The organism is Blastococcus litoris (assembly GCF_003075095.1).
Taxonomy (GTDB): Bacteria; Actinomycetota; Actinomycetes; order Mycobacteriales; family Geodermatophilaceae; genus Blastococcus_B; species Blastococcus_B litoris.
In genome coordinates this window covers 402,693-428,315 of record NZ_QCZF01000002.1, presented here as the reverse complement: position 1 = coordinate 428,315, position 25,623 = coordinate 402,693, and the positions used below count along the sequence as shown (strand labels likewise).

The following is a 25,623-nucleotide window of genomic DNA, read 5'->3' as shown; positions in this document are numbered from 1 at the left end:
TGGGGGGAAGCCGGCGCCCGCGCGCCGCGAGCGGCCCCCGACCGCTCCGGAACTAGCCTCCGCCCCGGAGGTGCCCGTCCATGCAGTTCGCCCCGGCCCGCGCCGCGGCCGCCGTCGCCCTGCCGCTCGCCGCCGTCCTGGTGGGCTGCGCCGGGCCGTCCGGCGGAACCGGCCGGCCCCTCTCGGAGGTCTTCCCCGACCCCGCGCTGGCGTCCTGCGTGGCGACGGCGGCGGGCCTGCCGGCCGTCGGCGTGGTCTCGGCGGCCGATCTCGCATCCGTCGACGAGCTCCGCTGCGTGGGCGGCCTGTCCGTCGACGGACCGGTCCGCTCGCTCGAAGGCATCGGCGAGCTCCCCTCCCTCGCCACCGTCGACCTCTCGCGCAACGAGATCACCGACCTCGGCCCGCTGGCGTCCCTGCCGCGGCTGTCGACGCTCACGCTGACCGCCAACGCGATCGCCGACCTGTCCCCGCTCGAGGGCCTGCAGCTGTTCGACCTGGGGCTGTCGCAGAACCCGGTCAGCGACCTAGGGCCGCTCGCCGGGACGACCACGCTGACCGCCCTCGGCGTCGCCGCGGCCGAGGTGACCGACATCAGCGCGCTGGCCGGGCACGACGCGCTGCGCGAGCTCGACCTGTCCGGCAACGCCATCACCGACGTCGCACCGCTGGCCGGGCTGCCGGCGCTGGACACGCTCCGGCTGTCCCGGAACCGCATCACCGACGCCGCGCCGCTGGGCACCATCCCGACGCTGCTGGTCCTCGACGTGTTCGGCAACGGGATCACCGACGTCGGCGGGCTGGCCGCCGCCCCGCTGCTGCAGGAGCTGCAGCTGGGCGCCAACCCGGTCACCGACCTCACGCCGCTGCTGGGCGTCTGGTCGCTGGTGAACCTCGGGCTCGACGAGACCGACCCGGCCGGGCTGACGGGCGTGGCGGAGCTCCGTGCGGCCGGCGTGTCGGTGAACGGCCTCGCCTGATCAGGCGAACCCCGTCCCATCCCCCGGGACCGATCGCGTGGAAGTGGTCACATCGGCCTCACCTCGTAGGCCCCGCCCTCGTTTCCCGTGCATGATCCGTCCACCCCACTGGTGACGGGCAACGACGCCTGCAGCCGATTGGAGCGCCACGTTGCGTATCGGAGTTCCGCGGGAGACCCGCGCCCGCGAGACGCGGGTGGCCGCCACGCCGGCCACCGTCGGCAAGCTGATCGCCCTCGGCTACGAGGTCGTGGTCGAGTCCGGTGCCGGGGCGGCGGCCAGCTTCCCCGACGAGGGCTACGCCGGGGCCGGCGCGCAGGTATCGACGGCGGACGACGCCTGGCAGGCCGACGTCGTGCTCCGGGTGAACGCGCCGTCCACCGACGAGATCCCCCGGCTCCGCGACGGCGCCACGCTGGTCAGCCTGCTCAGCCCCGGCCTGAACCCCGACCTGGTCGACGCGCTGGCCGCCCGGCCGATCACGGTGCTGGCCGTGGACGCGGTGCCCCGCATCTCCCGCGCCCAGTCGATGGATGTGCTGTCGTCCATGGCCAACATCGCCGGCTACCGGGCGGTCGTCGAGGCGGCGCACACCTTCGGCCGCTTCTTCACCGGCCAGGTGACGGCCGCGGGCAAGGTCCCGCCGGCCAAGGTGCTCGTCGCCGGCGCCGGCGTCGCCGGGCTGGCCGCGATCGGCGCGGCCAGCAGCCTCGGCGCGATCGTCCGGGCCACCGACGTCCGCCCGGAGGTGGCAGAGCAGGTGCGCTCGCTGGGCGGGGAGTACGTGGCCGTGCCGGCCGGCGAGCAGGAGGTCAGCTCCGACGGTTACGCGCGGGAGATGGGCGAGGACTTCAACCGCCGCGCGGCCCAGATGTACGCCGAGCAGGCGCCCGACGTCGACATCATCATCACGACCGCGCTCATCCCCGGGCGGCCCGCGCCCCGGCTGATCACCGAGGAGATGGTCGCCTCGATGCGGTCGGGCAGCGTGATCGTCGACATGGCCGCCGCCCAGGGCGGCAACGTGGCCGGCTCCGTGCCCGACGAGATCGTGGTGACCGGCAACGGCGTCTCCATCATCGGCTACACCGACCTGCCGGGCCGGCTGCCGGCCCAGGCCTCGCAGCTCTACGGCCAGAACCTGGTCAGCCTGATGACGCTGCTGACGCCGGGCAAGGACGGGCAGCTCGTCCTCGACTTCGACGACGTCGTCCAGCGGGCGATCACCGTCGTGCGGGCGGGCGAGAAGACGTGGCCGCCGCCCCCGGTGCAGGTCTCCGCGGCGCCCGCTCCCGCACCGGCTCCCGCGGCCGAGCCGGCACCGCCACCCGAGCCACCGTCACCGAGCCGCCGGTTCGCCGTCGTCGGGCTGGGAGCTGCCGTGCTGTTCCTGGTCACCGCGTTCTCGCCGAACGAGCTGATCCAGCACGTCACCGTGTTCGCCCTGGCCGTCGTGGTGGGGTTCTACGTGATCGGGCACGTGCACCACGCCCTGCACACGCCGCTGATGTCGGTGACCAACGCGATCTCGGGGATCATCGTGGTCGGGGCGCTGCTGCAGATCGGCCACGACGACGCCGTGGTGACGGTGCTGGCGTTCGTCGCGATCCTGGTCGCCAGCATCAACGTCTTCGGCGGCTTCGCCGTGACCCGCCGGATGCTGGGGATGTTCACCCGATGACCGCCGCCAGCGCCGCCGCCGCGGCGTACATCGTCGCCGCCCTGCTGTTCATCCTCAGCCTGGCCGGCCTGTCCAGGCACGAAACCGCCAAGGCGGGCAACGCCTACGGCATCGCCGGCATGGCCATCGCCCTGGCCGCCACCATCGGACTGGCCACGCGCAGCGCCTCGGGCGTGGGCATCGCGCTGCTGGCCGTCGCCATGGTCATCGGCGCCGCGATCGGCCTCTGGCGCGCCGCGAAGGTCGAGATGACCGGCATGCCGGAGCTCATCGCGATGCTGCACAGCTTCGTCGGCCTGGCCGCCGTCCTCGTGGGCTGGAACGGCTACCTGTCGGTCGAGGCCGACGCCGGTGAGCAGACCGAGGTCGCCACCGACCTGCTCGGCATCCACTCCGCCGAGGTGGTGATCGGCGTCTTCATCGGCGCGGTCACCTTCACCGGGTCGATCGTGGCGTTCCTCAAGCTGTCGGGGCGGATCAAGAGCAACCCGCTGATGCTGCCGAGCCACAACCTGCTCAACCTCGGCGCGCTGGTCGTCTTCGCCGTCCTGACCGTCGTGTTCGTGGTCGAGCCGAACCTGGTGGTGCTCTCGGCGGTCACGCTGGTCGCGCTGGCCCTGGGCTGGCACCTCGTCGCCTCCATCGGCGGCGGCGACATGCCGGTCGTCGTCTCGATGCTCAACAGCTACTCGGGCTGGGCGGCGGCGGCCAGCGGCTTCCTGCTGGGCAACGACCTGCTGATCGTCACCGGCGCGCTCGTGGGCTCCTCGGGTGCCTACCTCTCCTACATCATGTGCAAGGCGATGAACCGCTCGTTCCTCTCCGTCATCGCCGGCGGCTTCGGCAACGAGGGCAGCGTCTCGGACGACAAGGACTACGGCGAGCACACCGAGATCAGCGCCGAGGACACCGCCGACCTCCTGCGCGACGCCTCGTCGGTGATCATCACCCCTGGCTACGGCATGGCCGTCGCGCAGGCGCAGGGCGCGGTCGCCGAGCTCACCCGGAAGCTGCGGGCCAAGGGGGTCGACGTCCGGTTCGGCATCCACCCCGTGGCCGGCCGCCTGCCCGGCCACATGAACGTGCTGCTCGCCGAGGCGAAGGTGCCCTACGACGTCGTCCTCGAGATGGACGAGATCAACGACGACTTCGCCGGCACCGACGTCGTCCTCGTCATCGGGGCCAACGACACCGTCAACCCCGCCGCCACCGAGGACCCGGGGAGCCCGATCGCGGGGATGCCCGTCCTCACGGTGTGGGAGGCCGAGCGCGTCGTCGTCTTCAAGCGGTCGATGAGCACCGGGTACGCCGGGGTGCAGAACCCGCTGTTCTTCCGCGAGAACAGCCGGATGCTCTTCGGCGACGCCCGCGAGCGCGTGGAGGACATCCTGCGGGCCCTCTGAGCCGGGCTGTGACCTTGTCGTGCCCCCTGTCCTCCGGGTGCTCGTCGGCCTACGTTGGGTAGGTGCGCCCCCACGGAGAAGTGACCGAGGTCCCCCGAGCCGGGGCGTCCGACCACATCTGCTGGGTCTACGACGAGGACGACGAGGCGTTCGACCGCGCCGTGCGGCGGTTCCTCGCCGGCGGGCTGGAGCGCCGGGAGCGGGTGCTGGTCATCGGCAACCGCGTCATCGACAGCATCGGCATCCAGGACGACGGCTTCGGGGACGCCGCCGCGCTCGCCGCCGACGGCACCCTGCGCACCCTGACCACCGCCGAGGCCTACGAGGCGGCGGGGAGCTTCCTCCCGGGTACGCAGCGCACCTTCTACGACGACGCCACGCGGGAGGCCCTCGCCGACGGGTACACCGGGCTCCGGGTGGTGGCGGACGTGAGCCCCCTGGCCGAGGACCCCGTCCGCCGCGCCGCCCTCGTCGAGTGGGAGCACGTGGCCGACGAGTTCATCGCCCAGGGGCCGGGGTTCACCGCCATGTGCGCCTACAGCAGCCGGCTGACCCCGGACGCGCTGAGCGACCTGGCATCGGTGCACCCCCTCGTGCACGCCCCCACCGCCGCGCCGCCCTTCCGGGTGTTCTTCGACGGGCCCCGCATCGCGCTGAGCGGCAGCATCGACACCTTCAGCGCCGACCGCCTGACCCGCGTCCTGGCGTCCTCGCCGGTCGACGGGAGTCCTGCGGTGCTGGACCTGTCCGGAGTGGACTTCGTGGACGTCGCCGCCTCCCGGGCGATCGCCCGGTGGGCCCGGGACCTGGCCGGGCGCCGTCGGTCGCTCGAGGTGCGCGGCGCCTCCCCCCTGGTCCGGCGGATGTGGCGGGTGCTGGGTCTCGCCGATCTCGCCCCCGTCACGTTCAGCGCCGCCGGGTGACCGCCGTCCTGGGGCGTCCCGACGCCCCCGACGGGCACGCCTTCGAGCACGAGGCGCTCTTCTACCGCGACGACGAGGACTTCCTCGCCGGCCTCCTCCCCTTCGTGCGGGAAGGCCTGGAGAACGACGAGGCGGTGGTCGTCGCCGAGCCCCGCGGGCGGCTGGAGCAGCTGCGCGACGCCCTGGGTGACGACGCCGCCGCGGTCGGCTTCCTGGACATGGCGGAGATCGGGGGCAACCCCGCCCGGATCATCGGCGTCTGGGACCGGGTGCTCCAGGAGCAGACTGCTGCCGGTCGCCGGCTGCGCGGCGTGGGCGAGCCGGCCTTCGTGGGCCGCCGGGAGTCCGAGTTCCTCGAGTGCCGGCTGCACGAGCTGCTGCTCAACCGGGCCTTCGACGGCGGCGTGCCGTGGCGCCTGCTCTGCCCCTACGACGAGACGCACCTGCCGCGGGCCGTCGTCCGGGGCGCGCTGCACAGCCATCCGCTCGCCGGGACCTCCGCCGGCCGCCGCCCGAGCCCCGACTACGCCCCGGACGACGTGCGCGAGCTGTTCGATGCGGCGCTCCCCGTCCCGACCGACGCCGTCCTGCGCGGCAGCTACGGCGCCGCCGACGTCCCCGCCACCCGCCGGACGGTCGCCCAGTTCGCCCGGCGCCTCGGGCTGCCGGCGGAGAAGGCCGAGATCCTCCAGCTCGCTGCCTCCGAACTGGCCACCAACAGCGTGCGCCACGGCTCCGGCACCGGCACCGTCGCCATGTGGGCGACGCCCAGCGCGGCGGTCGTGGAGTTCAGCGACCAGGGCCACCTGGAGGACCCGCTGACCGGGCGGCGTCTCCCCCCGGTCGACCAGGAGGGCGGCCGCGGCCTCTTCCTCGTGAACCAGCTGTGCGACCTGGTGCAGCTGCGCTCCACCGAGCACGGGACGGTGGTCCGCGTCACCACCTGGCGCTGAGGCGGCCGGGACCTCGCACGACACGGCCGACCGACCGCTGCCCGGGGTCCGGTGCGGCGCTGGATATCCTGGGCGCGAGCGCGTCCAACAGCCGGCGCGCGGGCGGGACACCGCCCAGCCCTTCGACGGGCCTTGGAAGACCCCGGGGCGTCGTCGTCGATCGCCGGCGGCATCGTCCGGTGCCACCCACACGGAGCGCAGCAGTGAATCCCCCGGACGGCGACGCCGTCGCCCAGCCGGCCTTCGACGAGCTCGGCCTGCTGTCCTTCGCCGAGCACTCCCTCGAGTCGGTCCTGCAGCGGGTCACCGCCCTGGCTGCCGGCGTCCTGCCCGGCGAACCGGTCATCTCCCTCACCATCGTCGGCGACAACCGCCCGACCACCGTCGCGGCGACCGGGGACCTGGCGCTCTCCCTCGACGAGACCCAGTACCGGCAGGGGGCGGGCCCCTGCCTGTCCGCCGCGTCCACGGGCCGGACCGCCGAGATCGTCGACACCCGGTCGCCCGAGCTCTGGCCGGAGTTCGCGCGGGAGGCGGCGGCCGCCGGGTGCGGGAGCGTGCTCTCCTTCCCCCTCCCGACCCGCGAGAAGGTCGCCGGGGCGATGAACGTCTACGCCCGCCAGTTCACCGTCTCCGACCGGCGCACCCGCGACCTCGTCTCCCGCTTCGCCGACTACGCGGTCGTCCCCGTCTCGAACATGTACCTGTACGCGAGCGCTGTGCAGCGGGCCGAGCACCTCGCCGCTGCGCTGGACTCCCGGGCCGTGATCGACCAGGCCAAGGGGATCCTGATGGAGCGCTACCGGCTCACCCCCGACCAGGCGTTCCAGGCCCTCACCCGGGTGTCGATGGAGACCAACACCAAGGTGCGCGACATCGCCGACCAGTTCGTACGCACCGGCACGCTCGGCGGGCTGTGACCGGGGGCGCCGGCACCCGGCCTGCGGTTGCGGCGCGCCGCCTCCTCGTCGACGGTTGCTGACGTGGATCCCTTCCGCGGGCTGGGGATGCCCCGCATCCCGGGGCTGACCGAGCTCCTGAGCCTGCTGCAGACGCAGACGGAGGCGCTGGCCCAGCTGCCGCGCACCCTGAGCGATCTCAACGGGACGGTCAAGGAGCTGACCGAGGCCACGACCATGGCGCACGCGACGATCGCCTCTGCCCAGCGGATCGCCGAGCGCCTCGAGGACCTCGTGGACGAGCTGGAGGAGCCGGTCCGGGCCCTGAAGCCGGGCATCGAGCGGGTGGGCCGGGTGCTCGACGACCCCGTGGTCGACACGGTCCCGGACACGTTGCGGCGCATCCAGGAGGACCTGGTCCCGCTGATCCACGGGCTGCGGGTGGCGCAGGACCGGGTGGGCTCGGTGACCGGCCTCCTGCGCCGCAGGCACCGCGACGAGACCGACGAGGGGCTCTAGACCTCCGGCTGCCTGCCGTCGGGGGCCGGCCGCACGAAGTCGCCGACCGCCTTCTCCAGCTGCGCCCAGGTCGCGCTCCACTCGACCAGCGGGTCGAGGATCCGCTCGAAGACCGCCAGCTGCTGGTCGAACGCCTCGAGCTGCGAGCGGATCGCGGAGATCGACTCGCGCTGCGCCCGCACCGTCTGCGCGATGGCGCTCACCTGCGCCGCGCTCATCGCGCCGGGGGGCGAGGGCAGCGCGGGCAGGTGCAACCGGGCCGGGACGGCGCCGGCCACCGAGCGGGCCCGGTCGGTGAAGCCGCGGAGCTGGTTGACGAACTCGTCGATCGACCGCCCGACCAGCTTCCCGGTCGCCGTCTGGGGCTCTGGTCTCTCCTGCTCACCGGCCATGACCCGACGGTATTACCCGGGCCGGGAGACGGCGAGCGGCCTCCCGGGGTGTCGCGGGTGCCCGGGAGGCCGCTCAGCAGCGACGATGCGCAGACGACGACCTGCCCCGCTCGGAAGGAGCTCCATGCCCACCGTCGGACGCCGGGTGTCCGCCCCCGTGATCGCGGTCGCGCTGTCCCTCCTGGCGACGGCCTGCGGCTCGGAGCCGCCCCCGGGCCCCCGCGCCCAGTCGTCGTCGAGCGCCCCGACCACGACGTCCTCGGCCCCCGCGGACCCGGTCGAGGCGGCGCTGGCCGGGCTCGACCGGCGGGCGCAGGTCGCCCAGCTGTTCGTCGCCGGCGTACCGCTCGACGACCTCGGCAGCGGGGACGCCGTGGCGGAGAGCGGCGTGGGCGGGCTCTTCATGGCCGGCCGGTCCACGGCCCCCGCCGAGGAGCTCGCGCAGGTGAGCGAGCGCTGGCAGGCCGCAGCCCCGGGGCCGGGGCTGTGGGTCGCCGCCGACCAGGAGGGCGGCGACGTGCAGACCCTCAAGGGCCCCGGCTTCGAGCGCCTGCCCTCGGCCCTGCAGCAGGGGTCGATGCCCCCGGCCGAGCTCGCGGCGCTCGCCCAGGGCATGGGCACGGCGCTCCGCAGCGCCGGGGTGAACCTCGACCTCGCCCCCGTCGCCGACGTCGTCCCGCCGGGCAACGAGCAGGCGAACGCGCCCATCGGCTACTTCGACCGCCAGTACGGCAGCACGCCCGAGGCCGTGGCGGCCGCGGCCGGCACCGTGGTCGACGGGCTCGCCGGCGCCGGCGTCACCGCCACCCTCAAGCACTTCCCCGGGCTCGGACGGGTGCAGGCCAACACCGACACCTCCGCCGACGTGACCGACACGGTCACGACCGCCGACGACCCGCAAGTGGCGCTGTTCGGCGAGCTCGCCGCCTCGTCCGCGGCGCCGTTCGTGATGGTGTCGTCGGCGACCTACGCCCTGATCGATCCCGACGACCAGGCGGCCTTCTCCTCGGTGGTCCTCATGGGCCTGCTGCGCGGGCGCCTGGGGTTCGACGGCGTGGTGATCTCCGACGACCTGGGCAACGCGGAGGCGGTGAGCGACGTCCCGCCGGGCGACCGGGCGGTGCGCTTCATCGCCGCCGGCGGCACCCTGCTGCTCACCGTCGACCCGGAGCTGGTGCCGGAGATGGTCGACGCCGTCCTGGCCCGCGACGCGAGCGACCCGGTGTTCGCCCGCACCGTCGACGCCGCCGTGCGCACCGCCCTCACCGCGAAGCAGCGGGCCGGCCTCCTCGAGGGATGAGTCAGCCGGCCAGGCCGCGGAGCCGCTCGGCGTTGCGGACGGTGTCGCAGCTCCACCCCGCCGTCCCGATGTGCACCGCCACGTGGTGACGTCCTGGAACGGCCACCCTCAGGGGCCCGCGCCGAGCCTGCGAGGCGTGGGGCGAAGGGTGGGCCTCCTAGTACCAGCCGCTGGCCTGGGACTTGGCCCACGCGCCGCACGGCGAGCCGTAGGCCTTCTCGATGTAGATGAGGCCGGCGTCGATCTGCCGGTAGCCGTCCGACGTCTTGGCGATGCCGGTGCCGGCCCAGGTCGAGTTGAGGAACTGGGCGATCCCGTACGCGGTGCTGCTGGGGTTCTGCGCGTTCGGGTTCCAGCCGCTCTCCTTGCCCCAGAGGCTCTCGAGGCAGCTGAACTCGGCGGCGCTGCCGACCTTGCTCATCGCGTACTCCTTGTAGGAGCCGGCGGGGGCGACGGCGACGTCGGTGCCCTGCCCGGGGCGCGCGGCGGCGGCCGCGGCCTCGGCGGCGCGGGCGGCCTCGACGCGGGCGGCCTCCTCGGCCGCTGCCTTGGCGGCGGCCTGCTCCGCGGCGATGCGGTCCAGCTCGGCCTGGACGGCGGCGTCCTGGGCGGCCTTGGCGGTGGCCTGCTCGGCGTCCCGCTCGGCGCGGCTGGCGGCCAGCTGCTCCAGCGAGCCGACGACGTCGCCCTGCAGCTTCTGCGGGGACTGCGCGCTGACGCCGAGCTGCTCGGCGACGCTGACCGACTCGGGCTGCGCGGCGTCGGCCTGGGCGGGCGGCCCGCTGGAGGTCACGACGCCGACGAGCAGCGCGCCCGCGGCGGCGGTCGTGAGGTACATGGCGGGACGGCGGCCCTTCGCGGGCAGCCGGGTGCCGCGCGCACGGAGGGCGGCGGCGGACGAGGACAGGGTGGTGCGGATGTTCATGGGGTGCGTGTGCTCTCCGATGACGGCGCAGCGGTACGGCCGGCGCCCAGAGGGCGCGAGCGATCCACTGCTGTGTGGCGACGGGCAGCGCGGCGGGCGGGTCGCCCGACGGACCGCATCAGCGCAGGGGTCTCCCGCGCGACGGTCCGGATCGGCTGCTCCGTGCAAGGTCTGCCCGAGGGCGGGCCGTGCTGCTCTCCGTTTCTCCGGTCTCTTCCGTGGCCGCCTACCGAGTTAGCTGACGGATTCGGGCGGGAAGCAGCCCTACCCGCCCCGAGCCTGGGCTCGGAGCAGGATTCACCCCAGTACTGCGGTGGGTCCCCGGCTCGCCCTCACCCTGTCGGAACAGGTGCGGTGGGCGACTCGGCGGCGCCCGGCACGGCCTCCCCCGGTGGGGCAGGAACAACCGGCCGGACGCAGCCAACGTAACCGCCGTTATCGAGTCGTGACAACGCCGGATCCGAAATCGGCGACGTGATGCATCTCGCCCCGCCTGTCACGGCAGTCTCCAGACCGTCGCCCGCCGAACCTGTGGTCCTTCGGTGTCCGGGACGTCGAACATTGCCACCCGCTCCAGCCGGTCGACCGGGACGTAGGGCCGCCCGGGGTCGCCCAGCAACACCTCGGCACCCCGCGCGCGGGCAGCCTCCAGCCACGGCAGCACGCGCTCGCTCATCACGCGGTCGTAGCAGACGTCGCCGGCCAGGACGACGTCGACGACCGGCGGCTCCTCGCCCAGGACGTCCCCGAGGACGGCGATCGGCGCCACCCCGTTGGCCTCGGCGTTCACCGCGACCGCGGTGTGCGAGAACGGGTCGATGTCGCTCGCGCCGACCCGCGCGGCGCCGGCGAGCGCCGCGGCGATCGCGACGAGCCCGCTGCCGGCGCCGAGGTCCAGCACCGACCGCCCGGCCACGACGCCCGGCTGGTCGAGGACGTGGCGGGCGAGGGCCTGCCCGCCGGGCCAGGCGGCGGCCCAGAAGGGCGGGTCGGTGGGCGCCACGCCCCGCTCGGACTCGATCGCCTCCCACAGCGCGACGACGTCCGCGGCGACGTGCAGGGTCACCTCGGGGACGAGGGAGGGACGCTCCGGCCGGGTGTGGTCGCGGACGAACTGGGCGGGGACAGCGCGGTCGGTCGGCACGCGCCCAGTCAACCGGACGCCTCAGGCCCCGGGCAGCCGCGTGGACCAGGCGGAGAACTGGCCGGCCGGGCGGAAGCCCAGCGCCTCGTTGACGGCGACCATCGGCCGGTTGCTCTCGGAGTTGTAGGTGCTGATCCGGCGCACCGACGGGAAGGAGGCTGCCAGCTCGCGCAGCACCGCCACCTTCATGCGGGCGCCGAGCCGGTGGCCGCGGTGCTCGCGCAGGACGAGCGTGCCCGCCTGCTGGGCCCGCACCGGCACCGACAGCGGGATCTGCAGGTCGGTGTAGCCCACCAGGCGGCCCTCGTGCACGGCGCCGGCCGACACCACCGTCCGGCCGCGGGCCAGGGACACCTCCTCGACCTCGCGCATGCGGGCGCCGTCCCACTCCTCCTCCTCGACGGGCAGGTCGCCCTGCGGGGCGTCCGTCGTCATCCGCCGGGCGAGCAGGGCGCGGTCCTCGAGCAGGGCGTCGGGCGTGCGGTCGCGCCAGGTGACGATCTCGTAGCCCGCTCCGGCCGCGGCGGCCTCCGCCTCGAGCGCGGCGAGGCGGTCCTCGGGCACCGGGAGGTCGAGGTCGCGCCGGGTCTCGAGCAGGTCGCAGGACCAGTCGTGCCGCTGGGCGAAGGCGCGACCGGGGTTGTCCGGTGCCGGTTCGTCGACGTCCGCGATGGCGACCGTGCGGCCGTGCGCCGCTGCCAGGGCCAGCCCTTCGGCGAGCAGCGCGCTGCCCAGCCCCCGGCGCCGGTGGGCGGGGTGGACGGCGACGTCGACGATCGCCACCGTCGTGTTGTCGCGCGTCGGCAGGATCAACCGCAGGGCACCTGCGACGGCGCCGTCGACGACGGCGGCGCGGTGCGTGCCCGTGCGCGAGCCGCCGGCGGTGAGCAGCTCACGGCCGATCGCCACGTGGTCGGCGGCCGGGCGGGGCGGTTCGTCGGGGCGTTCGGCCAGCGATGCGGCGGCCCAGACGGCGCACCAGTCGGCGAAGAGGGCGTCGTCCGGGCCGAGCTCGACGAGACGGGAGGTCACCTCCCGGTTCTACCGCCCCGCACAACCGGATTTCAGCCGGCCGGCGGCTTCGCCGGGGCGGCCCGGCGGGCGATGAGCTTCCAGTAGCTGCCGGGCGCCAGGCGGACGAGCACGTCGGGGACCGTGGCGCTCCAGCCGATCAGCAGCCGCGGCCGCCGCTTCTCGATGGCCTCGACGATCTGCGCGGCGGCCTTCTCCGGGGGCATGCGCAGGAGCTTGGCGAACTGCTTGCGGCCGGCCTCGTACTCCTCGACCGAGACGCCGGAGCCGGTGCGTGCGCTCTCCGCGATGCGCGTCTTGATGCCGCCGGGGTGCACGACGGTCACGCCGACCTGGTCCTCCGCCAGCTCGTGCCGCACGGCCTCGGAGAAGCCGCGCACGGCGAACTTGCTCGCCGAGTAGGCCGCCTGCCCCGCCGGGGCGAAGATGCCGAAGACGCTGGAGACGTTGACCAGGTGCGCTCCCGGGTGTGCCTTGAGCGCCGGCAGCAGTGCGTGGGTGAGCCGGACGACGGCCCGGAAGTTGACCGCCATGACCCAGTCGAACTCCTCGAGGGTCACCTGGTCGAAGCGGCCGCCGAGGGCCACGCCGGCGTTGTTGACCAGCAGCGTGGTCTCGGGGTGCTCCCTGGCGAGGGTGGCGGCCAGGGCATCGGTCTGCTCGTCGTCGGAGAGGTCGGCGACGTGGGTGGTGACCGTCAGGGCCGGGTGCGCGGCCCGGGCCCGGTCGGCGACGTCGCCGAGCCGGTCCTCGTCGCGGTCGACGAGCACGAGGTGGCTGCCCCGCTCGGCGAGCTGGGCGGCGAGGGCCTCGCCGATGCCGCTGGCTGCTCCGGTGACGACGGCGGTGCCGCCGGCGAACTGGTAGGGACCCATCAGGCGATCGCCTTCTCGTCCGTGCGAGCGGGCACGCGCTGGAACGTCATGCCCTCGTCCTCCAGCGAGCCCCGCCGCATCAGCTGGACGTCGCGGATGTAGTTCTGGTGCAGCCGCCAGGGCTTGCGCCGGCCCTGCTTGGGCAGGTCGGCCAGGCTGCGCTGCACGTACCCCGACGACAGGTCGAGGAACGGCTGGTCGGCCCCCTCCGGCGGCGCGACCGGCGTCGCGGACACGTAGCCCTCGGCGTCGAGGTGGTTGAGCAGCCGGCAGACGTAGCGGTTGACCAGGTCGGCCTTGAGCGTCCACGAGGCGTTCGTGTAGCCGATGACCATCGTGAAGTTGGGGACGCCCGACAGCATCATCCCCTTGTAGGAGACGGTCTCCGAGACGTCGACCGGTGTCCCGTCGAGGCTCAGGGACATGCCGCCCATGGGCAGCAGGTTCAGGCCCGTCGCGGTGACGATCACGTCGGCGTCGAGGTGCTCGCCGGACTCGAGCTGCACGCCCTTCTCGGTGAACGCGGCGATCCGGCCGGTGGCGATCGAGGCCCGGCCGCGACGCAAGGTGCGGAACAGGTCGCCGTCGGGGACCAGGCACAGGCGCTGGTCCCAGGGGTCGTACGGCGGGTTGAAGTGCGTGTCGACGTCGATCCCCGGCAGCTGCTTCTGCGTGAGCCGCCGGAGGAGCGTCCTCGCGGCTCCCGGGAAGCGCTGGGTGAACTGGTAGAAGGCCGTCGACATGAGGACGTTCTTCCAGCGCACGATCGGATAGGCGAGCGCCACCGGCAGCTTGTTGCGCAGGAAGGAGGCCAGGGGATCCCGCCCGGGCAGGGCCATGACGTAGCTCGGCGTGCGCTGCAGCATCGTCACGTGCTCGGCGTCCGGCGCCAGGTTCGGCACCAGCGTGACCGCGGTGGCCCCGCTGCCGATGACCACGATCCGCTTGCCGGTGGGGTCGAAGTCTTCGGGCCAGTGCTGCGGGTGGATGATCTCGCCGGCGAACCGGTCCTCGCCCTCGAACGCCGGGCGGAACCCCTCGTCGTAGCGGTAGTAGCCGGAGCAGACCTGCAGCCACGAGCAGGTGATGCGGACCGTCTCCCCGGTGTCGGTCCGGCGGGCGGTGACCGTCCAGCGGGCGTCGGCGGACGACCAGTCGGCCGAGAGCACCTGGTGGTGGAAGCGGATCCGCGAGTCGACGCCGTACTCGCGCGCGGTGTCCTGGATGTAGGTCCGGATGGCCTCGCCGTCGGCGATCGCCGTCGAGTCCTTCCACGGCCGGAACGCGTAGCCGAGGGTGAACATGTCGGAGTCCGACCGGATGCCCGGGTAACGGAAGAGGTCCCACGTGCCGCCGATGGCGCCGCGGGACTCGAGGATCGCGTAGGTCCTGCCCGGGCACTCCTCCTGCAGGTGGCAGGCGGCGCCGATCCCGGACAGGCCGGCTCCGACGATCAGGACGTCGACGTGCTCGAGGCGCTCCGGTTCCATGTGACGCACTCCTGGTTCGTGGCCGGCGGGGGCCAGCGGGTGGGGTCGGCGCTGCGAACAGTGCGGCACCGACGTTATCGACGCGCTGTCGAACGAGTCAACACGGTGTTGAGAAACGGGTGCGGCGGGCTATATTCCGGCCGTGGCGATGCCGGAGAGCGATTCCCCCCGTGGGCGGCGCACGTCCCGGCCGTCCGGCGACGACCGCGAGCTGGCCATCCTCGCCACCGCGGAGCGGCTGCTCGCGGAGCGGCCGCTCGGGGCGATCTCCGTCGACGACCTCGCCCGGGGCGCGGGCATCTCGCGGCCGACCTTCTACTTCTACTTCGCCTCCAAGGACGCCGTCCTGCTCACGCTGCTCGACCGCGTGGTCGCCGAGGCCGACGCCGCCACCCTCGACGCGTCCCTGCTCCCCGGTGCCGGGCCCCGGGAGGGCTGGCGCCTGGCGATCACCACCTACTTCGAGACGTTCCGCGCGCACCGGGCGCTCACCCTCGCCTGGGCCGAGGCCCGCTCCACCAACGCCGAGATCCGCGACCTCTGGGCCCGGGTGTTCGACCAGTGGGCCCAGCGGTGCGCCGACGCGATCGACGCCGAGCGGGCGCGCGGCGCGGCGCCTCCGGGCCCGTCCGCGCGCGACCTCGCCGTCCTGCTGACCTCGATGAACGAGCGCGCGATGTACGCGACGTTCAGCGGTGACGGTCCGGCGGTGGCCGAGTCCGCCGTCGTCGACGTCCTGCTCGAGGTGTGGCTGCGGACGATCTACGGGACCGCCCCCACCGACTGACGCCCGTGATGATCAGGTCTCCTGATCATCACGGGTCCTGGCTCACTGTCGACGGTGAGCCAGGACCCCGAATGATCAGGTCTCCTGATCAACAACGCGGTCAGCGCGGGACGGCGGCCAGGGTCTCGCCGGTCAGGCTGCCCAGCCACACCGTCCCGCCGGCCTCCCGGACGCCGGTGAGCATGCTGAACCCGTCGACGGTGCCGGTGCGCGCGCGCACGACGCGGCCGTCGAGGTCGAGGCCCACGGCGCCCACCGCGGGGTCCGGCGAGGGCTGCCACCGCTCCGGGACCCGGCCGATCGCCGCCCGGAGCGGGAAGGGCAGGCGCTGGATGGCGTCGAGGGCGGCGACGCGCCGGCTGGCCAGCGCCACCCAGATCAGCCCGTCGGAGCCGAGCGCGATGTTGTCCGGGTAGCCCCAGAGGCCGTCGGCCAGCACGTCGCTGCTGCCGGCACTCGGCCCAGTGAGCCACACCCGCCGGATCCGCCGCGCGCCCGTCTCGGCGACGGCGACGTACGAGCCGTCGGACGCCAGCGCCACCCCGTTCGCGAACTCGAGCCCGCCGAGCGCCTCGGTGACCTCGCCGGACGGGTCGCGCCGGAACAGCCGGCCGCTGCGCGTGCGCCACAGGAGGTCCTCGCGCCAGCGCGGGATCGGGAACCGGGTGGAGGAGTCGGTGAACCAGACGGTGCCGTCGGGCGCGACCGCGGCGTTGTTGACCGCACCGAGCAGCCGGCCGGCCACGCGGTCGACGAGCGTCCGGACCGCGCCGCTCGCGGGCGAGACGGCGAGCAGCCCCGCGTCCGAGGCGCAGACGAGCAGCTCACCGCTGCCGAGCAGCTCGAGCCCCAGCGGGCGGCCGGGCACCCGCGCCACCGTGACCACCGAGCCGTCGGACGGGTCCAGGCGGAGCACCCGCCCGTCGTCGACCCCGGTGAGGACGCGCCCCTCGGGGTCGAGCACCACGTCCTCGGGGCCGTGGCCGCCCACCGGGAACAGCCGTGCGCCGGCGAAGTCCCCCCGGGCGCTCACCCGGCGTGGACGACGCTGCCCGACGGCGCCTCGATCTCCCGGCCGGTGACCCCGGTCCGGACGACGGTCACCGGGCAGGGGGCGTGGTGCACCAGCTGGTCGCTCACCGAGCCCAGCAGCAGGCCGCGGAAGCCGCCGCGACCGCGGGCACCCATGACCAGCAGGCTGGCCCCCTCGGCCGCGGTCATGAGCCCCTGCGCCGGCGCCTTGTGCACCGCGTGGCAGGTGACCCGCACCGACGCGTCGAGGCCCGCGGCCTTCACGTGCGAGGACAGCTCGTCGAGCACCGCCTGCTCCCACTCCGGCAGCGGCGGGACGTACCCCGGCGTCCAGGAGCTGGGCTGCGGGGCGGTCATCATCGCCCAGGCGCGCACCACGTGGAGGTCGAGGTCGGCCCGGCAGGCCAGGCGCCCGGCCCAGATCAGCGCCTCCTGCGCGCTCTTGGAGCCGTCGTGCCCGACGACGATCCCGCCCTCGACGCGTACGGCCTCGCAGACGTCGCTCATCGCTGCCTCCCTCGGTCCCGCCTGGTCACGGCGCACCTAGCCTCTCACCAGCGGTGCGGACCCGTGGACAGCGGGCGGCGGGCTCAGTGCGGCACGGGTGCGGGGCGACCCATCATCACCACGACGTTGCCCTCGTCCCGCTGCTCGGGCGCCACCTGCTCGACGGCCACGTTGCCCTGCACCACGTGGGTGCGCGGCTGGTCCTCCGGCACCATGTCGGCGACCGCCTTGAGCGCCTCGCTGATGCGGTCGGTGAGACCGCGCAGGGACTGCCGGGCCTGGTCCCGCTGACGACGCAGGTCGTCGACCTCCGCCTGCACGGAGGCGCGGTGCGCCGCGGCGGCGGCGTCCGCCCGCTCCCGCTCCTGCGCGGCCAGGGCGTCCAGGCGGTCCTGCTCGGCGGCGGCCTTCCGGAGGAGCTCCGCCGCCTCGACCTCGACGCGCTCGATCTGCGCGGCGGCCGTCGCGCGGTCCCGGCGCGCCTGCTCGAGCAGCTCGTCGGCGGCGTCGACCGCCATCTCCTTGATCTGGTGGGCCTTGCGCAGCCGGGCATCGGCCTCCGTGCGCGCCTCCGCGATGATGCGCTCGGCCTCGCGCGCGCCGGCCTCGGTCAGCGCCGCCGCCTCCTCCTCGGCCAGCCGGAGCATCTCCTGGACGCGCTGCGAGACGGGGAAGGCCTCCCGGCCAGGAGGGGCGTCGGCCAGCAGCCGGCGGGAGATCTCCAGCTCGGCCGAGGTCTCCCCGAACCGGCTGAGCAGGTGGTCGACCTGTCGGCGGACGGCGATCAGCTCGCCTTCCGCCCACGCCGTGTAGTTGTCGACCTCGAGGCGGTCGTAGCCGTGCAGGCGCACCCGGAAGACCGGGCGGTGGTCCAGGAGCTCGTCGAAGTCACCCCGCACGTTCGGCCCGCCCTGCGCCGCGCCGGCCACCCGCCCGTCGTTCCCGCCGTCGACCACGGTCATCGATCTCCCCCTGCCGCCACTGCTGACAGGCCGGACAGTGCCAGACGCGGAGCCGGACAGCCCGCCGCCGTGACCGGACCGTGAGAGTGCCACCGGCGTAGTTCGGCTCACCGTGCCAGGACGGTCACGTTCCGCTACGTGCAATCCGGGCGTCCGCCCGCTCGCCTCCCGGGTGGTGGGATGGGACGGCGGGCATACATCCGAGGGTGCTCCTGTTGTGCGGGGCGGTAGTTGCACTCTCAACTAGCGATGGGAACCGACATGCAGTTCGGCATCTTCACGGTCAGCGACATCACGCAGGACCCGACGACCGGTCGCACCCCGACCGAGGCCGAGCGGGTCAAGGCGGTCCTGGCCATCGCGCAGAAGGCCGAGGAGGTCGGGCTCGACGTCTTCGCCCTCGGTGAGCACCACAACCCGCCCTTCTTCTCCTCCTCCCCCACCACGACGCTCGCCTGGATCGCCGCGAAGACCCAGAAGCTGCAGCTGTCGACGTCCACGACGCTGATCACCACCAACGACCCGGTGAAGATCGCCGAGGACTACGCGATGCTCCAGCACCTGGCCGAGGGCCGCGTCGACCTGATGATGGGCCGCGGCAACACCGGCCCGGTGTACCCGTGGTTCGGCAAGGACATCCGCGACGGCATCGAGCTCGCCGTCGAGAACTACGCCCTGCTCCGCCGGCTGTGGCGCGAGGACGTCGTCGACTGGGAGGGGAAGTACCGGACCCCGCTGCAGGGCTTCACCTCGACGCCGCGTCCGCTCGACGGCGTCCCGCCGTTCGTCTGGCACGGCTCGATCCGCAGCCCGCAGATCGCCGAGCAGGCGGCCTACTACGGCGACGGGTTCTTCCACAACCACATCTTCTGGCCGCCGGAGCACACCCAGCGGATGGTCGAGTTCTACCGCCGCCGCTACGAGCACTACGGCCACGGCAGCGCCGACCAGGCCATCGTCGGCCTGGGCGGGCAGGTGTTCATGCGCAAGAACAGCCAGGACGCCGTGAACGAGTTCCGCCCGTACTTCGACGTCGCCCCGGTCTACGGCCACGGCCCGTCGCTGGAGGAGTTCACCGAGCAGACGCCGCTGACCGTCGGCAGCCCGCAGCAGGTGATCGAGCGGACCCTCGGCTTCCGCGACTACGTCGGTGACTACCAGCGGCAGCTGTTCCTCATCGACCACGCCGGCCTGCCGCTGAAGACGGTGCTCGAGCAGCTGGACCTGCTCGGCGAGGAGGTCGTGCCGGTGCTGCGCAAGGAGTTCGCCGCGCTCAAGCCGGCGCACGTCCCCGAGGCGCCGACGCACGCCTCCCTGGTCGCCGCCGCCGGCGGCACGAAGGACGCGACCGTGTACGCCGGCGCCGATGACGTGACGGGGCAGGTCCGATGACCACGCGCACCCTCGCCGTCGTCAGCGGCGGCCTGAGCGTTCCGTCCTCGACCCGGTTGCTGGCCGACCGGCTGACCACCGCCACGGTGGCGGCCCTCAAGGACCGCGGCGAGGACAGCACGGTCGAGGTGGTGGAGCTGCGCGAGCACGCCCGCGACCTCGCCGACAACTTGGTGACCGGCTTCGCCAACAAGGCGCTGCGGACGGCGGTGGACACGGTGACCGGCGCCGACGGCCTGATCGCCGTCACGCCGATCTTCTCCGCGTCCTACAGCGGCCTGTTCAAGACGTTCTTCGACGTCCTGGACAAGGACGCGCTCGTGGGGAAGCCGGTCCTGCTCGGCGCCACCGCCGGGACGGCGCGCCACTCCCTCGCGCTCGAGCACGCCGTCCGCCCGCTGTTCAGCTACCTGCGCGCGGTGAGCGTGCCGACCGCCGTCTTCGCGGCGACGGAGGACTGGGCCGGTGCGGGCGGGATCGACCGCGCGCTGGCCGGCCGGATCGACCGGGCCGCGGGCGAGCTCGCCGACCTGGTCGCCGGCCGCCCCGTCAGCGCCCGCCCGGTGGACCCGTTCGCCGACCCGACGACGTCCTTCGAGGACCTCCTCAACGGCCGCTAGCCGACGGCGTCGGCCGACGGCGGGGCCGAGCCACCCTGGGGCGCCTCGGCGGTCATGATCCGCGCGATCTCGGCGCGGTCGGCCGCCGAGGGCAGCCCCCACCCCGGCTCGTAGCCGTAGACCTCGAACAGGGGCCGGGACGCCGTCCGCCCGGTGAGCACCTCGACCGAGCCGGAGTCGATGAGCCCCGGGTGCTCGACACCGCAGGCCTCGGCCACCCGGAGCAGGTCGCGGCGGAGCGTGCGCACGTAGTTGGCCGCCCGCACCGACTTCAGCGCCGGGTCGAGCCCGTGGGCCAGCCACGCGTTCTGCGTGGCCACGCCGGTCGGGCAGGTGTCGGTGTGGCACTTCTGCGCCTGGATGCAGCCGATGGCCAGCATCGCCTCGCGGGCCACGTTCACCATGTCGCAGCCGAGGGCGAAGGCCACGGTCGCGTTGTCGGGCAGGCCGAGCTTGCCGCCGCCGATGAACGTGACGTCCTCGGCCAGGCCCTTGCGGGCGAAGGTGGCGTGGACCCGGGCGAAGCCGAGCTGGAAGGGCAGCGACACCGAGTCGGTGAAGATCAACGGCGCCGCGCCGGTGCCGCCCTCTCCCCCGTCGATCGTCACGAAGTCGACGCCACGACGTCCGGACGGGCCGCCGGCCGCCATCAGGTCGGTCAGCTCGTCCCAGAACCGCATGTCGCCGACGGCGGACTTGATGCCCACCGGCAGCCCCGTCTCCGCCGCGAGGAGCTCCACCCAGTCCAGCAGGCTGTCGACGTCGGAGAACTCGGCGTGCCGCGACGGGCTGATGCAGTCGACGCCCTCCGGCACCCCGCGCGTCTCGGCGATCTCGGCCGACACCTTCGGGCCCGGCAGCACGCCGCCCAGGCCGGGCTTCGCGCCCTGGCTCAGCTTGATCTCCAGCGCCCGCACGGGAGCACCGGCGACCAGCGCCTTCAGCCGCTCCAGGTCGAAGCGGCCCTCGGCGTCGCGGCAGCCGAAGTACGCCGTCCCGATCTGGTAGATCAGCTCGCCGCCGTGCCGGTGGTGGGGGGAGATCCCGCCCTCACCGGTGTTGTGGAGGCAGCCGGCCAGCGCGGCGCCCCGGTTCAGCGCCTCGACGGCGGCGCCCGACAGCGAGCCGAAGCTCATCGCCGAGATGTTGACCACCGACGCCGGGCGGAAGGCCGACCGGCGCCCGCGGGGACCGCCGAGCACCTTGGCCGACGGCAGGTCGACGTCGTGGCCGTGGTGCACGTTCGTCGTCGGCACCGCCCGGCCGAACGTCCGGTGGTTGATGACGGGGTAGCCGGCGGTGTACTCGAGGTCGTTGTCGGTGCCGAAGCCGAAGTAGTTGTTGTCGCCCTTGGCCGAGGCGTACACCCACCGGCGCTGGTCACGGGTGAACGGGCGCTCCTCGTTGTTGCCGGCGACCAGGTACTGCCGCAGCTCCGGGCCGATCGACTCCAGCAGGTACCGGGCGTGCCCGATCACCGGGAAGTTGCGCAGCAGCGTGTGCTCCCGCTGGAGCAGGTCCCGGGCGGCGACGGCTGCGACGGCGGACAGCCCGGCGGCGGCCGCGCGTGCGACGCGGTTCATGCCGGTCACGATCCCAGCGGTGCGCGCACCGCGACAGTCGAACTGCCGCGACGTGCTCAGCGGTAGGCCGAGCCCCCGCGCAGGCGGGCACGCACCGCCACGGTGAGCGGCGCGAGCACGACGCCGTCGCGCGCCAGCCGGCCGCGCAGCTCGCGCCGGTGCCGCAGCACGCCGACCAGGCCGATCGCCCAGAAGACGTACTGCACCGCGAACGCGGCCCGGAAGGCGTCCAGGTCGTAGGCGGTCGACGACCCGGGGGTGAGCACGTCGAGCACGAGCCCGACGGCGAGGATGGTCAGCAGCGACGCCACGAATCCGCCGACGTTGACCACGCCGCTGGCGCTGCCCATCCGCTCGGCCGGGTTCTCGGTGCGGGCGTAGTCGAAGCCGATCATCGACCCGGGCCCGTTGGTCCCCAGGACGACGACGAGCACGACCAGGAGCGGCAGCGGCGCTCGCCCGGGCCACAGCAGGACGACCGTCCACGTGGTCGCGGTGGCGGCCAGGATCCCGAAGACGAGGTCCGACCGGCGCAGCGGCCACCGCCCGCAGAGCCGGCCGAACAGCGGGCCCACCCCCATGCCGACGACGACCAGCAGGGTGAGCAGCGACGCGGCGACGCCCGGCGAGAGCCCCTCCCCGACGACGAGGAACGGGTAGCCCCACAGCAGCGCGAAGACGGTCCCGGAGAACTGGGTGACCAGGTGGGTGTAGAGCCCGATCCGCGTGCCCGGCTCGCGCCAGGTCGCGGCCAGGTTGCCGCGCAGCTCCGCCAGGCCGGCGGCGGGCGCCAGCACCGTCCCCTTCGGGGCGTCGCGCAGCGCCACGAACACCAGGACGGCGACCAGCACGCCCGTGGCGGCGGCGCCCAGGAACGTCGTCCGCCAGCTGGTGCCGTGGAGCAGCGCGACCAGCGGGTAGGCGGCGGCGACCGAGCCGAGCTGGCCGAGGATGCCGGTGAGCTGGGTGATCACCGGGACGATGCGCCCGGGGAACCACAGCCCGACCACCCGCAGCACGCTGATGAACGTCATCGCGTCACCGGCTCCGACCAGGACGCGCGCGGCGATCGCCGTCGGCACGTCGGTGGCCAGCGCCAGCACGAGCTGGCCGACGGCCATCGTGAGCGCGCCGGCGAGGATCATGCGCCGGGAGCCGAACCGGTCCAGCGCCACGCCGACCGGCACCTGGAGCCCGGCGTACACGGCCAGCTGCAGGACGAGGAAGAGGGAGACGGCCGACGCGCCGGCGGAGAACCGCTCCTGCGCGTCGACCGCGGCCACGCCCAGGGACGCCCGGTGGAACACCGCGACCGCGTAGGCGGTGAGCGCGACCAGCCACACCGTCCAGGCGCGGGCCGACGGCCGCTCGACGACCGGAGCGCCGTCCCCGGCTGGCTGCATCGTCACCCCATGGAGGACACCGGAGGGACGGCACTGCTTCCGCGGCGCCGCGGTGAGTTCGCTCACCCGGGCGCCTCCTGCCCATTACAGTTCGCCACGATGCACACCCTGGTCGACCCCGCCGACGACCCGGCCGTCGACGACGCTCCCCGTCGAGGCCGGATCCTCTGGGCGCTCGCCACCTGCATGGTCGGCAAGGGCTACCAGGCCACGACGATCTCGGACATCGCCGCCGCCGCACGGGTGTCGAAGACCGTCGTCTACGCGCACTTCCGCGACAAGGAGCACTGCCTGCTCGAGCTCTACTCGCGGGCCAACGACAAGGTGCTCGACCGCGTCCGGCAGGCGCAGGAGGAAGCCCGGCAGGCCGGGCTCCCCTGGCGCGAGCGGGTGCGCGCGGGGGTCGGCGCCTACCTGGAGACGCTGGCCGACGGCCCCGCCGTCGCCTGGGCCGCGCTCGTCGAGGTGCAGGCGGCGGGCCGGCCGGCGCTGGCGCTGCGGCGGCGGATGATCGACCGCTACGTCGAGCTGCTCACCGAGGTGGCCGCGGCGCTCGCGGCCGAGCACCCGGACGAGGTCCGCCCGGTGAGCCGGGACCTGCTCGTCGCCGCCGTGGGCGGCATCAACGAGCTGATGCTGGCCCGGGTCGAGCGCGGCGAGGCGGAGCAGCTGCGCGACGACGACGACACGGCTGCCGCGATCGTCATCGGCCTGCTGGAACGGCGCGGCTGACCCGTACGGGGCGACGGCAGGTCAGCGGAGAGCGATGTTCCCGACGACGCCGGACGAGAGGCACAGGTCGGGGCCGTCCGCCTCGGAGCCGACGACGAGCGCGTCCCCGCCACCGACGAGCCGCACGTACACCGTGTGCTGCCCCTGCCGGACGGGGGCGCTCACCGAGTCCGAACCCAGTGACACCGTGATGACGCCGTCGCGGTCGGCCTCGTAGGCCAGCTCCGCCGTCCAGACCCAGTCGAACACCGGGCCGTCCAGCGCCGCGGAGACCGTCCCGCCGCTGGGAACCGCCCACCCGCAGGAGGGCTCGGGGCCGTCGGCCAGCTCGATGCCGGGCTCGACCCGGGCCGGCCGCAGCTGCCCCGCGTCGTCGAGCATCCGCAGGTCGTGCGTCGCCTCCGCGAACTCGGGTCGCTGCGGCAGGGGCTCGAACAGCCGGAACATCTGGTTGCTCGGGTAGAAGAGGCCGTTGAGCACGTCCTCGGCCACGGGCTGGTCGAGCAGCGGTTCACCGTCGGCCGCTCCGGCCATGCTCGCCTCGACGGTCGCGAGGTAGTCCGTCGTCCGGTGCTCCCCCCAGAGATCGACGTAGGTGACGGTGCTGACCAGCGAGCTCACCAGGAAGGCGCCGGTCAGCACCAGCACCGCCACGCGGGCCGGGGTGCCGTGCCGGTCGTCCGTCCGTGCCGGCTCGTCCACGTCCAGCGGCGCCGCGCCGGACCCGCGCCGCGGGAGCACCGCGACCAGCCCCAGGACGACGGCGAGGAGCACGACCTCGCCCGCGTGGTAGCGGTAGGTCAGCGGCAGCAGCTCGCCCGTGCCGAAGATGCCCCGGCCGAGCGCGACGAGCACGGCACCGGCGAGCAGGTAGCCACCCAGGAGCATCCAGAGGGCACCGGCGCCCTCGCGACGCACCGACGTCCAGACGACGAGCACGCCGAGGGCGAGCACGGCGGCCACGACCAGCGCTCCTGGCGGCGCGATGTGCGGCGTGTCCGGAGGGCCGCTCGTCCAGGCCCAGGGACCGCCGAGCAGCGAGGAGAGAGGAGCCCGCAGGGTCGCCTGCGTCGTACCCGCCACCTGGGACACCGTCGCGGAGCCCACCACCTCCGACGGCACGCTGCTGGTGAACGCCCACAGCCACACGGCCACCACGCCGAGGCAGCCCAGCCAGAGCGGACGGCAGCGCCGCCATGCCTCGCCCAGCGCCATGCCCGGCCGCCCCACGGACAGCAGCACGGCGACCAGACCGAACGCCACGAGGGGGACCAGCACCGCCCGCTCGTAGAACAGCAGGGTGACCGCGACCGCCACCGTGCCGGTGACGACGTACCGCCGCCGGCCCGTGCGCAGGAACTGCACGGCGTCGCCGAGGACCCACGCCAGGCCGATCTGCAGCGGCAGGGAGTTCATGGCCGCCGACCACCACGCGAAGAAGCCGAGGTTGAGCGGGGAGAAGAGGTAGACCGCGAACGGCAGCAGGAGGACCGCCCGGTCGCCGACCAGCAACCGGAGCAGGCGGAGCACGACCAGGGATGCGACGGCCTGCAGGACGATCAGCGCGGCGGCCAGCGGCCACCACTCGAGCGGCGCCACCCGGGTGAGGAGGGCGTCCATCAGCAGCGCGCCGGGCATGAAGTGGCCGCCGTGCTGCTCGAGCAGCAGGTCCGCGGAGAACAGCGGCAGCTCCAGGGCACGGACCCCGTAGTGCAGGTCGTCGCCGTACAGCCCGCGGCGGCTCACCATCCAGATGCGCACCGCGAGCTGGAGGAGGAGTAGGAGCACCACACCGGCCAGCAGCAGACGGCTGCCCCGCCACCGACGGGATCCCGCTCCGGAGCGGTCCGGTCCAGGACCGTCCGGGACGACCCGGGCACGCTCCAGCACCGGCACATCCCCTGCGTGCGCCACGGTTCTCCCCTCGGTCGGCCGAGGGAGTGTAGGCACGCCGACGCCCGGAATGGCGCGGATCCGGGGAAACGGGCGCCCAGCCGGGTGAGACCGGCGTTCCTCCGCTCGGGTGGGGCGTCTGTGCGGTACCGGCGCCCCCGCATATCCTGCTCGGGATCGTGACCGGTGAGAGGGA

The 25,623-nt window shown here is 74.0% G+C and carries 24 protein-coding genes and 1 riboswitch; of the genes, 12 read left to right on the top strand and 12 right to left on the bottom strand.

Annotation, left to right across the window (positions count from 1 at the left end; genetic code table 11):
- The first annotated feature begins 80 nt into the window (after window positions 1-80).
- The 7 genes from DCS98_RS06475 to DCS98_RS06445 all read left to right on the top strand — a co-directional run bounded on the left by DCS98_RS06475 (window position 81) and on the right by DCS98_RS06445 (window position 7,358).
- Entirely contained in the window at window positions 81-980 is a 900-nt protein-coding gene (locus tag DCS98_RS06475; RefSeq protein ID WP_116450523.1) for a leucine-rich repeat domain-containing protein, read from the top strand.
- A gap of 151 nt (window positions 981-1,131) precedes the next feature.
- Entirely contained in the window at window positions 1,132-2,661 is a 1,530-nt protein-coding gene (locus DCS98_RS06470) for a Re/Si-specific NAD(P)(+) transhydrogenase subunit alpha (protein WP_116450522.1), read from the top strand.
- On the top strand, window positions 2,658-4,064 hold the full coding sequence (gene pntB, locus DCS98_RS06465) for a Re/Si-specific NAD(P)(+) transhydrogenase subunit beta (protein ID WP_116450521.1): 1,407 nt from the start codon (window positions 2,658-2,660) through the stop codon (window positions 4,062-4,064). The genes DCS98_RS06470 and pntB overlap by 4 nt, the downstream gene beginning before the upstream one ends.
- A gap of 80 nt (window positions 4,065-4,144) precedes the next feature.
- Complete coding sequence (locus tag DCS98_RS06460) at window positions 4,145-4,987, top strand: MEDS domain-containing protein (protein ID WP_164704424.1); 843 nt, start codon at window positions 4,145-4,147, stop codon at window positions 4,985-4,987.
- Complete coding sequence (locus DCS98_RS06455) at window positions 4,984-5,940, top strand: sensor histidine kinase (RefSeq protein WP_164704423.1); 957 nt, start codon at window positions 4,984-4,986, stop codon at window positions 5,938-5,940. The genes DCS98_RS06460 and DCS98_RS06455 overlap by 4 nt, the downstream gene beginning before the upstream one ends.
- 203 nt (window positions 5,941-6,143) lie before the next feature.
- The gene (locus tag DCS98_RS06450) at window positions 6,144-6,860 is read left to right on the top strand and encodes a GAF and ANTAR domain-containing protein (protein WP_241037264.1); all 717 of its coding nucleotides are present in this window, start codon (window positions 6,144-6,146) and stop codon (window positions 6,858-6,860) included.
- A 63-nt stretch (window positions 6,861-6,923) separates the two neighbouring features.
- Window positions 6,924-7,358 carry a hypothetical protein gene (locus DCS98_RS06445; RefSeq protein ID WP_116450518.1) on the top strand — a complete coding sequence of 145 codons (435 nt, stop codon included), beginning with the start codon at window positions 6,924-6,926 and terminating at the stop codon, window positions 7,356-7,358.
- Here DCS98_RS06445 and DCS98_RS06440 read toward each other — a convergent pair.
- Entirely contained in the window at window positions 7,355-7,750 is a 396-nt protein-coding gene (locus DCS98_RS06440) for a hypothetical protein (RefSeq protein WP_116450517.1), read from the bottom strand. The two genes, DCS98_RS06445 and DCS98_RS06440, sit on opposite strands and share 4 nt — an antisense overlap.
- A gap of 124 nt (window positions 7,751-7,874) precedes the next feature.
- Here DCS98_RS06440 and DCS98_RS06435 point away from each other — a divergent pair, with 124 nt between their 5' ends.
- Window positions 7,875-9,050: a glycoside hydrolase family 3 N-terminal domain-containing protein gene (locus tag DCS98_RS06435; protein ID WP_116450516.1), complete on the top strand. Its 1,176-nt coding sequence runs from the start codon at window positions 7,875-7,877 to the stop codon at window positions 9,048-9,050.
- Window positions 9,051-9,207: 157 nt separating this feature from the next.
- Here the strand turns inward: DCS98_RS06435 and DCS98_RS06430 are convergent, their stop codons facing one another.
- The 5 genes from DCS98_RS06430 to DCS98_RS06410 form a co-directional block, all read right to left on the bottom strand.
- Complete coding sequence (locus tag DCS98_RS06430) at window positions 9,208-9,975, bottom strand: aggregation-promoting factor C-terminal-like domain-containing protein (RefSeq protein WP_116450515.1); 768 nt, start codon at window positions 9,973-9,975, stop codon at window positions 9,208-9,210.
- Window positions 9,976-10,183: 208 nt separating this feature from the next.
- Window positions 10,184-10,337, bottom strand: a riboswitch (cyclic di-AMP (ydaO/yuaA leader).
- Window positions 10,338-10,471: 134 nt separating this feature from the next.
- On the bottom strand, window positions 10,472-11,119 hold the full coding sequence (locus tag DCS98_RS06425; protein WP_116450514.1) for a class I SAM-dependent methyltransferase: 648 nt from the start codon (window positions 11,117-11,119) through the stop codon (window positions 10,472-10,474).
- Between the two features lie 21 nt (window positions 11,120-11,140).
- On the bottom strand, window positions 11,141-12,151 hold the full coding sequence (locus tag DCS98_RS06420; RefSeq protein WP_116450513.1) for a GNAT family N-acetyltransferase: 1,011 nt from the start codon (window positions 12,149-12,151) through the stop codon (window positions 11,141-11,143).
- Between the two features lie 32 nt (window positions 12,152-12,183).
- The gene (locus tag DCS98_RS06415; RefSeq protein ID WP_116450512.1) at window positions 12,184-13,026 is read right to left on the bottom strand and encodes an SDR family NAD(P)-dependent oxidoreductase; all 843 of its coding nucleotides are present in this window, start codon (window positions 13,024-13,026) and stop codon (window positions 12,184-12,186) included.
- Window positions 13,026-14,516, bottom strand: a complete 1,491-nt coding sequence (locus DCS98_RS06410; RefSeq protein WP_116450511.1) for a flavin-containing monooxygenase — start codon at window positions 14,514-14,516, stop codon at window positions 13,026-13,028. Before DCS98_RS06410 ends, DCS98_RS06415 begins: the two co-directional genes overlap by 1 nt.
- Window positions 14,517-14,664: 148 nt before the next feature.
- Between DCS98_RS06410 and DCS98_RS06405 the strand changes: the two genes are divergently transcribed.
- Window positions 14,665-15,303 (top strand): TetR/AcrR family transcriptional regulator, encoded by a 639-nt coding sequence (locus DCS98_RS06405; protein ID WP_116450670.1) that lies wholly within the window; start codon window positions 14,665-14,667, stop codon window positions 15,301-15,303.
- Between the two features lie 100 nt (window positions 15,304-15,403).
- On the opposite strand, the gene DCS98_RS06400 is transcribed toward DCS98_RS06405, so the two are convergent.
- From DCS98_RS06400 to DCS98_RS06390, 3 genes are all read right to left on the bottom strand, one after another.
- Entirely contained in the window at window positions 15,404-16,336 is a 933-nt protein-coding gene (locus tag DCS98_RS06400; RefSeq protein WP_241037262.1) for an SMP-30/gluconolactonase/LRE family protein, read from the bottom strand.
- Window positions 16,333-16,842, bottom strand: a complete 510-nt coding sequence (locus tag DCS98_RS06395) for a universal stress protein (RefSeq protein WP_116450510.1) — start codon at window positions 16,840-16,842, stop codon at window positions 16,333-16,335. Before DCS98_RS06395 ends, DCS98_RS06400 begins: the two co-directional genes overlap by 4 nt.
- 83 nt (window positions 16,843-16,925) lie before the next feature.
- Window positions 16,926-17,804 (bottom strand): hypothetical protein, encoded by an 879-nt coding sequence (locus DCS98_RS06390; protein WP_116450509.1) that lies wholly within the window; start codon window positions 17,802-17,804, stop codon window positions 16,926-16,928.
- A 249-nt stretch (window positions 17,805-18,053) separates the two neighbouring features.
- Here DCS98_RS06390 and DCS98_RS06385 point away from each other — a divergent pair, with 249 nt between their 5' ends.
- Both DCS98_RS06385 and DCS98_RS06380 read left to right on the top strand, forming a co-directional pair.
- A complete protein-coding gene (locus tag DCS98_RS06385) occupies window positions 18,054-19,196 on the top strand; it encodes an LLM class flavin-dependent oxidoreductase (RefSeq protein ID WP_241037260.1) in 1,143 nt (380 codons plus the stop codon).
- Complete coding sequence (locus tag DCS98_RS06380) at window positions 19,193-19,816, top strand: FMN reductase (RefSeq protein ID WP_116450508.1); 624 nt, start codon at window positions 19,193-19,195, stop codon at window positions 19,814-19,816. The genes DCS98_RS06385 and DCS98_RS06380 overlap by 4 nt, the downstream gene beginning before the upstream one ends.
- Here DCS98_RS06380 and DCS98_RS06375 read toward each other — a convergent pair.
- Both DCS98_RS06375 and DCS98_RS06370 read right to left on the bottom strand, forming a co-directional pair.
- On the bottom strand, window positions 19,813-21,399 hold the full coding sequence (locus tag DCS98_RS06375; RefSeq protein WP_116450667.1) for an FMN-binding glutamate synthase family protein: 1,587 nt from the start codon (window positions 21,397-21,399) through the stop codon (window positions 19,813-19,815). The two genes, DCS98_RS06380 and DCS98_RS06375, sit on opposite strands and share 4 nt — an antisense overlap.
- 56 nt (window positions 21,400-21,455) lie before the next feature.
- A complete protein-coding gene (locus tag DCS98_RS06370; protein WP_116450666.1) occupies window positions 21,456-22,802 on the bottom strand; it encodes an MFS transporter in 1,347 nt (448 codons plus the stop codon).
- Window positions 22,803-22,901: 99 nt separating this feature from the next.
- On the opposite strand from DCS98_RS06370, the gene DCS98_RS06365 reads away from it, so the two are divergent.
- Entirely contained in the window at window positions 22,902-23,534 is a 633-nt protein-coding gene (locus tag DCS98_RS06365; protein ID WP_164704422.1) for a TetR/AcrR family transcriptional regulator, read from the top strand.
- A 21-nt stretch (window positions 23,535-23,555) separates the two neighbouring features.
- On the opposite strand, the gene DCS98_RS06360 is transcribed toward DCS98_RS06365, so the two are convergent.
- Entirely contained in the window at window positions 23,556-25,424 is a 1,869-nt protein-coding gene (locus tag DCS98_RS06360) for a hypothetical protein (protein ID WP_164704421.1), read from the bottom strand.
- Window positions 25,425-25,623 lie beyond the last annotated feature (199 nt).

Coding starts and splice junctions, on each gene's coding strand:
- DCS98_RS06475 (WP_116450523.1), top strand. CDS start 81: ATGCAGTTCGCCCCGGCCCGCGCCGCGGCCGCCGTCGCCCTGCCGCTC.
- pntB (WP_116450521.1), top strand. CDS start 2,658: ATGACCGCCGCCAGCGCCGCCGCCGCGGCGTACATCGTCGCCGCCCTG.
- DCS98_RS06440 (WP_116450517.1), bottom strand. CDS start 7,750: ATGGCCGGTGAGCAGGAGAGACCAGAGCCCCAGACGGCGACCGGGAAG.
- DCS98_RS06435 (WP_116450516.1), top strand. CDS start 7,875: ATGCCCACCGTCGGACGCCGGGTGTCCGCCCCCGTGATCGCGGTCGCG.
- DCS98_RS06430 (WP_116450515.1), bottom strand. CDS start 9,975: ATGAACATCCGCACCACCCTGTCCTCGTCCGCCGCCGCCCTCCGTGCG.
- DCS98_RS06415 (WP_116450512.1), bottom strand. CDS start 13,026: ATGGGTCCCTACCAGTTCGCCGGCGGCACCGCCGTCGTCACCGGAGCA.
- DCS98_RS06410 (WP_116450511.1), bottom strand. CDS start 14,516: ATGGAACCGGAGCGCCTCGAGCACGTCGACGTCCTGATCGTCGGAGCC.
- DCS98_RS06405 (WP_116450670.1), top strand. CDS start 14,665: ATGCCGGAGAGCGATTCCCCCCGTGGGCGGCGCACGTCCCGGCCGTCC.
- DCS98_RS06395 (WP_116450510.1), bottom strand. CDS start 16,842: ATGAGCGACGTCTGCGAGGCCGTACGCGTCGAGGGCGGGATCGTCGTC.
- DCS98_RS06390 (WP_116450509.1), bottom strand. CDS start 17,804: ATGACCGTGGTCGACGGCGGGAACGACGGGCGGGTGGCCGGCGCGGCG.
- DCS98_RS06385 (WP_241037260.1), top strand. CDS start 18,054: ATGGGAACCGACATGCAGTTCGGCATCTTCACGGTCAGCGACATCACG.
- DCS98_RS06380 (WP_116450508.1), top strand. CDS start 19,193: ATGACCACGCGCACCCTCGCCGTCGTCAGCGGCGGCCTGAGCGTTCCG.
- DCS98_RS06375 (WP_116450667.1), bottom strand. CDS start 21,399: ATGAACCGCGTCGCACGCGCGGCCGCCGCCGGGCTGTCCGCCGTCGCA.
- DCS98_RS06370 (WP_116450666.1), bottom strand. CDS start 22,802: ATGCAGCCAGCCGGGGACGGCGCTCCGGTCGTCGAGCGGCCGTCGGCC.
- DCS98_RS06365 (WP_164704422.1), top strand. CDS start 22,902: ATGCACACCCTGGTCGACCCCGCCGACGACCCGGCCGTCGACGACGCT.